At 49.8% G+C, this 7,395-nt stretch carries 6 protein-coding genes and 1 riboswitch; of the genes, 1 reads left to right on the top strand and 5 read right to left on the bottom strand.

Annotated elements, in window-relative coordinates; translation table 11 throughout:
- The first annotated feature begins 222 nt into the window (after positions 1-222).
- Positions 223-1,089 carry a YitT family protein gene (locus C7R73_RS12690; protein WP_153060402.1) on the top strand — a complete coding sequence of 289 codons (867 nt, stop codon included), beginning with the start codon at positions 223-225 and terminating at the stop codon, positions 1,087-1,089.
- A 264-nt stretch (positions 1,090-1,353) separates the two neighbouring features.
- Here C7R73_RS12690 and thiT read toward each other — a convergent pair whose 3' ends face one another.
- From thiT to ppdK, 5 genes are all read right to left on the bottom strand, one after another.
- Positions 1,354-1,929, bottom strand: a complete 576-nt coding sequence (gene thiT, locus C7R73_RS12685; protein ID WP_106450857.1) for an energy-coupled thiamine transporter ThiT — start codon at positions 1,927-1,929, stop codon at positions 1,354-1,356.
- Between the two features lie 57 nt (positions 1,930-1,986).
- Positions 1,987-2,087: riboswitch (TPP riboswitch) on the bottom strand.
- Between the two features lie 115 nt (positions 2,088-2,202).
- On the bottom strand, positions 2,203-2,520 hold the full coding sequence (locus C7R73_RS12680) for a hypothetical protein (protein ID WP_106450856.1): 318 nt from the start codon (positions 2,518-2,520) through the stop codon (positions 2,203-2,205).
- A 145-nt stretch (positions 2,521-2,665) separates the two neighbouring features.
- A complete protein-coding gene (locus tag C7R73_RS12675) occupies positions 2,666-3,454 on the bottom strand; it encodes an NAD-dependent epimerase/dehydratase family protein (protein ID WP_106450855.1) in 789 nt (262 codons plus the stop codon).
- 652 nt (positions 3,455-4,106) lie between these two features.
- Positions 4,107-4,445, bottom strand: coding sequence for a zinc ribbon domain-containing protein YjdM (locus C7R73_RS12670; protein WP_205076523.1), 339 nt, complete (start codon positions 4,443-4,445; stop codon positions 4,107-4,109).
- 257 nt (positions 4,446-4,702) lie between these two features.
- On the bottom strand, positions 4,703-7,375 hold the full coding sequence (ppdK, locus tag C7R73_RS12665) for a pyruvate, phosphate dikinase (RefSeq protein ID WP_106450854.1): 2,673 nt from the start codon (positions 7,373-7,375) through the stop codon (positions 4,703-4,705).
- Positions 7,376-7,395 lie beyond the last annotated feature (20 nt).

Below are 7,395 nucleotides of genomic sequence, written 5' to 3'. Positions count from 1 at the left end.
AAGGCGTTGATGAAATTTACTTCATCAACACCATTTATTATAGAACCAAAATAAATAGGGTTCCCTTCATCGTGTTGATGTCGGGAACTCTATTTTTTTAAACACTTTTCTTAGTTGCTTATGCACACTTCCCATCTCCAAATTATCTGTTATAATGGCGTGGATATCTATTTCCTGTAAGGTATCCAACTACTTTAAATCTCAGAAAAGGGAGTGACACATTTGAAACTGCTGCATACTTTAAAACCAATATCGGCGGTCATCGCAGGGAATATCATCGTCGCATTTGCGATTGCAGCATTTATTTTGCCGAAAAATCTTATCGCTGGAGGAACGACGGGTCTTGCCATTATTTTGAATCATTTTTTTGGATTGAACATCTCTTTTGTTGTGTTGGTTTTCAACGGGTTCATGTTTTTTGTCGGGGCAGCCTTGTTGGGCAAGAAGTTCGCTTTGACGACGATCCTGAGCACGATCATTTTTCCGACTTTTTTAACTTTTTTCCGGACAGTGCCTGCTTTGCAGGACATGACCGATGATATCCTGCTTTCGGCAATCTACGCGGGGATCCTGTGCGGATTGGGTGTGGGGCTGGTGTTCAAGGTTGGCGCTTCCACGGGCGGGATGGATATTCCGCCATTGCTCCTGAACAAGCATTTCCGCATTCCGGTAGCAGTGGGGATGTATGCGTTCGACGTCATTTTCCTGCTGGTCCAAGCGTTCTTTTCCAGCATGGAACAGATCCTTTACGGGCTCATCATGGTGTTCCTGACGTCCATCGTCATAAACAAAGTCATGGTCACCGGAACAAACAAGATGCAGCTTTTCATCATTTCCAAAAAGTTTGAGGAAATCAAAGAGGCGTTGTTGTTTGTGCAGGATGTCGGGCTGACATTGGTGAATATTGAAACGGCTTTTGAAGGGGTACAGCAACAAGCGGTGCTTTGCGTCATCGAGCAGCGTAAACTGTCCGCCATCAATGCCTTGGTCAACGATATCGATCCATTTGCTTTCGTGATCATCGGACAGGTCCATGAGGTCGCAGGGAAGGGCTTCACGCTGGAACGCCAGTCTGGGCTCGTCGAATAACAAAATAAAGCAGAGGCAGCCCCGAAAATGGAGGCTGCTTCTGCTTTATTGGTTTTTATCACATGACTAAAGTTTGTTCGTCGACAGTTTCGTCAGACTGCGAGCGCGAACAGTCGACAAACAGCGGAGGCATCAACTGTTCTGACTGCGCGTCAGCATGAACAGTCAACAACTCCCCGTAGGCGTCAGGTCAGCTGTTCTATCTGTCTTCCTGCGCTAACAGCCGACGTAGCCCGCGTTAACAACCACTTATTAGGCAGTCACTCAGTACCCGCGGACGGATTTTTTCGGTACGAACAATTGCGGGTTCGTCTTCGCGATGACCGCCAGAACCATGATGGTGAATGCGCCGGTCGCCAAGGCGCTGGCGCCGTTCAGGGTGATGGAGTAGAACCATGCGCTCCAGCCTTCGGGTGCGTAGGATCCCCAGAAATAGTAGCCGGCGATCGTGTGCCAGAAGTAACGGCCGACAGTCCCGACGATAGTGCCCAAAATGACTTGCCACACCAATGCCTTTTGGTTTTGATCAGCGATCGCTTGTTGGACTTTCGGCGTGAACAGACCGGCCAAACCGGTGAAACCGAAGGCGATGAAGTACTCGATGAATCCTTGCAGCGGGGTGAGGATGTAAGCCGTCCCGATCAGGATGTGCAGCACACCCCAAAGGAAACTGGCGAAGAACCCGGGAATCAGGCCGCGGCGCAGGCAGTAAAGCATCATGACCGGCGCACCAACCGTAACTGAAAAACTAGGGCCGATATTGAAAGGAATCAAGGACAACACGGTCGCTAAAGCAGCGATGATGGTTCCTTCAATCCAGATATTCAGATTTTTAGACATAAAAAAACTCCTCCTTTTTGGGCATAATACACCATCAACAAAGGAGGAGAATGAATTTCATTTCTCAATCACAATCCCTACGCTCGTGTTAACGAACAGGTTCGAAGGGTCAGAATCTATGTTCAATCTCAGCCATGAAGGCACCCCTTTGTGAAACGGTCTATTTAGTTATAGCTAACTTTACTACAGTTTATTTCGTTATGCAAGGAACACGCTGCACAAAAGCAAATCCGAATAAAACGGCGGTCTGAACAATCTTTTGTGCAAAAGAACCTATTTCTGTTCTTGTTCAGCCTGTGTCTTCAGGATGGCTTCGCGTTTCTTTTTCTTCTGGGTATTCAGGTAGGAATCGATTATGCCGCCGATCAGCGTACCGATGCCGAAACCGAGCGTCAGGTTGCCTGCGAAGTAGCCGATTGAAGCGCCTATCAGCATACCGTACATCGTGAGATTAAAGGAATTCTGCAGTGTTGGATCTTCATCCACCGGCAGATTTTTCTTTGCTGCTGCTTGCTTATTTTTATGCAGTTCCGGTACTTTTGGGGTCACATTTCTGCGTTGGATTTGGTTGCCGTTGTTCTTTTTCGCCATTTATTGTACATCCTTCCGTCTATCTGAAACATCTTTTGTCTCCACTGAACATCATATCAGTTCGATTCTGGCTCTTCAATAGCCTTTGGTGGTGGATGTGGGCGAAATCGTACAAAAACGGGAAAATATCAATAAAATCGGCGGATCAATGCTCGTTATTGGAAATTTCGACAGGATCACCGTTGTCATCCTTAAAGAAGCCCTTCATCACAAAGGCATCGTCGAGTGGCCGATAACCGATGGCTGTGCGTGCCTGCGAGATGTCCAGGCGCGGGAATCGATTGTCCGACAGTCCGTTCACCAACAGGAACGGCTCAACCAGCGTGGCGTTGAGAGCGCAATCGATGAGATGACAAAGGTCCCGGGGCGACACGTATTCGGCCAAGTCTGCTTCATTGATGAATGGATTGTCGAGGTTTTCATCGAAGTTGCCGATGCGGAGGCCGATCGATTCTTGGCCTTCGGTAAAGGCGAAATGGCTGGCCAAGCTCTCCAAATAGGCTTTTGAGACGCCGTAAAGGTCACCCGGACGGACTGGGGCATCGACGGGAATCTGCACATTTTTCGGGTAGGCGCTGACAGTATGGAAGGAGCTCGCAAAGATGATGCGCTTGACGAAGTTCTCGTATTTGGATGATTCCTTGAACAGGTAGTAGGGCATTTTGTAGTTCAAACTAATAAGCGAATCGTCGAAAGCAGCATAGGGCGAAGGGTTTGCGGCCAGATGGATGACGTAATCGATCCCTTCCAGCAGGCCATCCCAGTTGCCGACGACAGTCAGGTCCAGTTCCTTTACGATGGTTCCCTCCAAAAGGGTAGGGTCGACGTCATGGAAATGGATATCAACCAAAGTCAGTTCGTAGCTCTTCTTCAGATGATCCACCAAAACTCTTCCTATATTACCGCTTGCGCCTGTGATCATGATTGTAGTCATTAGGGGTCAACCTCCTTGTTTCTATGCGACAAACGTTGCTGTTATGCTCGTGAGTGGCTTTGCTTTAACTGTATGCAAGCCACCGGAAAATGTCAAAGGATAGCACTTACAAAGGCAATGAATGGGCAAGTAAAAGGGGATTGTAATATTTCTGTAAGGAATAGGTAAATTAATTGAGCTGCGGGGATTATCCTAGTATAATAGGGGTAAGATGATAGGCAAGGGCAAGATACTTTTCAATCGAAAACGAGGGAGTGAGTAGGATGGACTTGTTGAATTTGCAAATGCGCGCTTCTCAAGGTCAGTGCGGATCTGTTGTGCAACAATCTTCCCATTCATTCTTTTGCCCGACAGAACACGTGCTTTCGCATGTGTTTTTTTGTTGATTCTCAACCGAATCAGCCAGGTTTATCATCATGAACATAAGCATTAAACGGGGGTGATGACCATTAATCTTTCTAACAACAAGACACAACGGAAAGGAACGGTGATCCGACGCATATCTCCTAGCTGTCAGGGGTGACAGCCATCGTACAGATGAAAGGCGTGAGGCCGGATAGAATGGTAACGTATCACCCAATTCAATGTAAAAATAAAAAAACTGGCGAGGTTCCCTTTCGGGGTGCCTCGCCAGTTTTTTGTAGAATCGCTATTATGCTTTTTTTACGAACTCGGATTTCAGTTTCATAGCGCCGAAGCCGTCGATTTTACAGTCGATGTTGTGGTCGCCTTCCACTAAGCGGATGCCTTTGACTTTTGTTCCGACTTTCAAGGCACTCGAGCTGCCTTTGACTTTCAGGTCTTTGATGACCGTAACAGTGTCGCCGTCCTGAAGTAGGTTGCCGTTCGCGTCCTTGACGATCAATTGATCTTCGTTTGCTGCATCAGCAGCATCCGCGCTCCATTCGTGCGCGCACTCGGGGCAGACCAGCATTGCGCCGTCTTCGTAAGTGTAAGCGGAGCCGCATTTCGGGCAATTAGGTAATTCCATCATGATTTTTATTCCTCCATTATTCTGAAATACTGTCTTCTGACTTTTCATTTCCGTCCCATTTTACAAGGCGGAAGATGCTTATATACTGCCACATTTTCGCCTTGTTGACAATAGAATCCGGACAATATAAGAATAATAACCAATAAGCAGAAAGAGCAAGAATGTTTGAAAGACAAATTCGGGAATATTAGATTCCACAAAAACCGCCCAGCCAACAACACAAAGTTGATAGCTGGACGGTATTTATTATCTCATCAGATACTGCTATTCAACACAACATCTTTCTGAACAGACATTTTTGCTTTGTTCTCCTTGATTGCTACTTGCGCGGAAGCCAAGCGGGCGATCGGCACGCGGTACGGCGAGCAGGAAACGTAATCCAAGCCAATGCTTGAGAAGAAAGCGATGGATTCGGGATCGCCGCCGTGTTCGCCGCAGACGCCCAGCACCAAGCCAGGATTAGTTTCACGGCCCAATTTGGCGGACAATTTGACGAGTTTGCCGATGCCTTTGACATCCAATGAGTGGAACGGATTCGGCTTCAGCAAGCCTTTTTCTTCGTATTCCTGGAGGAACTTGCCGGCGTCGTCGCGGGAGAAACCGAAGCCCATCTGCGTCATGTCGTTCGTGCCGAAGCTGAAGAAGTCGGCCTCCAGTGCGATTTCGTCGGAAGTGACGGCAGCGCGCGGAATCTCGATCATCGTTCCGATCAGGTAAGGGATGGTCGTAGTTTTTTCAGAGAATACTTCCTGGATCTCTGCCACGATTTCCGCTTTGACGTAGCGCAGCTCATCGACATCGCAGACCAATGGAATCATGATTTCCGGTGTGATCGTACTGCCGGTTTCAACGGAAGCGGCGATGGCGCCTTCGATGATGGCGCGCGCCTGCATCCGGTAGATTTCCGGGTAAGTGACGGCCAAACGGCAGCCGCGGTGACCGAGCATAGGATTGACTTCATGCAAGGAATCGATATGCGCCTCAAGTCCAGCCAAAGTGCCTCCCATCGCTTCCGCCAGTGCAACTTTATCCGCATGCGCTGTCGGCAGGAATTCATGCAACGGCGGGTCCAACAGACGGACGGTCATCGGACGATCCTGCAACAAAGCGAACATTTCCTGGAAATCTTGGCGCTGCATTTCCAACAATTCAACCAAGTATTTTTTGCGTTCGTCCAACGTGCGGGAAAGGATCATCTGACGGACAACCGGAATCCTGTCTTTATGGAAGAACATGTGCTCAGTACGGCACAAGCCGACGCCTTCCGCGCCCAAGGATAATGCTTGTTTGACATCGGTCGGGGAGTCCGCATTGGCTTTGACTTGCAGTACTTTCATTTCATTGACCCATTCCATGAAGGTGCTGAATTTGCCCCCCAAAGTCGGGTTCTGCTTGGCGATGGTGCCGGCGTAGACTCTGCCGGTTGCGCCGTCAATTGAAAGCAGGTCGCCTTGGTGAAGCGTGACATCATCGATCACGACGGTTTTATTTTCTTCGTCGATTACCGCTGCCGTGCAGCCTGCCACACAACATTTGCCCAAACCGCGGGCGACGACTGCCGCGTGCGAAGTCATGCCGCCGCGCGCCGTCAGGATGCCTTCCGAACTCATCATGCCGGCCAAATCTTCCGGTGATGTTTCGCGGCGGACCAGGATGACCGGCAGGCCGTCCTTTTGGGCCGCTTCGGCATCAGCTGTTGAGAAGTAGATATGTCCGGAAGCCGCTCCAGGCGAAGCGCCCAGACCGGTCGCCAACAAAGCTGCTTCATCCAGTGCTTTCGTGTCGAATGTAGGGTGGAGCAATTTGTCCAACTGGCCGGTTTCGATGCGCATCACGGCTTCTTCTCTCGTGATCAGACCTTCGTCCGCCAAATCAACGGCCACTGCGACGGCTGCGGCTGCTGTGCGTTTCCCGTTGCGAGTCTGCAGCAGGTACAATTTGCCTTTTTCAATCGTGAACTCAATGTCCTGCATATCGGCGTAGTGGTCCTCCAATTTTTCAGCGATAGCCTTGAATTCGCTGTAGACGGCAGGCATCACTTCTTCCAGGGTGTCGATGTTCAATGGCGTGCGGATGCCGGCGACGACATCTTCGCCTTGCGCATTCATCAGGAATTCGCCGAAGAGTTTTTTCTCGCCGGTCGCCGGATTGCGCGTGAAGGCCACGCCGGTTCCCGAATCGTTGCCGCGGTTCCCGAACACCATGCTTTGGACGGTGACGGCTGTGCCCAGGTTATGCGAAATGTTGTGGATCTCGCGGTAAAGGATAGCCCTTTCATTGTTCCATGAAGAGAAGACGGCTTGGACGGCTTGATGCAATTGATCCAACGGTTCCTGCGGGAAAGTTTCGCCGGTTTCGCGTTGGTAGACGGCTTTGTATTGCGCGACCAGCTCGGTCAGGTCTTCCAAAGTCAATTGGTTGTCGAACTGGTAACCGTTCTCATTTTTGACTGTATCCAGAATCGATTCGAAATGGATGCGCGGAACGGATTTCACGACATCGGCGAACATCTGGATGAAACGGCGGTAGCTGTCGAAAGCGAAGGTCGGATTCTGAGTCTGTTCGGCAAGGCCGGCGACTGAAGCATCGTTCAGCCCCAAATTCAGGATCGTGTCCATCATGCCGGGCATCGAGAAGGCAGCACCGGAACGGACCGACACCAACAACGGGTTGGCAGGGTCGTGGAACGATTTCCCGACCGCGTTTTCCAGGTCGATGAGGGCGGAATCAATCTGCTGCTGGATTGCAGTCCAAAGCGTACGGCCTTCATCGAAATAATGGATGCAGGATTCCGTCGTGATCGTGAATCCTGGAGGGATGGGCAGGCCGAGATTGGTCATCTCGGCGAGGTTGGCGCCTTTGCCTCCCAATAACATCTTTTGTTCTTTTTTGCCTTCTGAAAAACGGTAAACCCATTGCTTCGTCATATACTTTTCCTCCTTGTGAG

Source organism: Trichococcus alkaliphilus (genome assembly GCF_003008695.1).
Classification (GTDB): Bacteria; Bacillota; Bacilli; order Lactobacillales; family Aerococcaceae; genus Trichococcus; species Trichococcus alkaliphilus.
Note: the sequence above shows the minus strand (reverse complement) of the source record. Positions and strands in the feature narration are given on the sequence as shown.